The 562-nt window shown below is 34.5% G+C and carries 1 protein-coding gene; it reads right to left on the bottom strand.

Annotated features, from left to right (window positions below; all coding sequences use genetic code 11):
- Positions 1-53: 53 nt before the first annotated feature.
- The coding region (locus CJ239_RS11500) for a transposase (protein WP_142367015.1) at positions 54-562 on the bottom strand (509 nt) is incomplete at its 5' end.

Here is a 562-nt window from a genome sequence, read left to right as displayed (position 1 = left end):
AGAATGCTCTGGATAGTTTATAAACTACATAAAATAAATTATGTAATACATAGTTAATTGAAACAAGAACAAGACAAAAGAGCCTCAAAAAAAGTACTACAACTCGGTAATGCCTTTTTGAGGTGCTTTTTGATATGAGCCCATGTTTTCTCAATAGGATTGTACTCAGGTGAGTAGGGAGGAAGAGGTAAAAGTTTATGCCCAAACTCTTCACACAAGAGTTCTAGCTTACCCATTCTATGGAATCTTGCATTATCCATAATGATAACTGATGGTTTGTTTAAGGTTGGTAAGAGAAACTTCTGAAACCAAGCTTCAAAAAAGTCGCTCGTCATCGTCTCTTCGTAAGTCATTGGAGCGATTAACTCACCATTTGTTAGCCCTGCAACCAAAGAAATCCTCTGATATCTTCTTCCAGATACTTTACCTCTTATTAACTGACCTTTTAAAGAGCGACCATATTCTCGATAAAAATAAGTATCGAATCCTGTTTCATCAATATAAACAGGTGCTAGATGCTTTAAACTATTAAAACTTTTAAGAAATAAAGCTACTTTTTCTG

Origin of the sequence: Streptococcus sp. UMB0029 (assembly GCF_002871495.1) — a bacterium.
Lineage (GTDB): Bacteria > Bacillota > Bacilli > Lactobacillales > Streptococcaceae > Streptococcus.
This window is presented reverse-complemented; position numbering and strand designations above follow the sequence as displayed.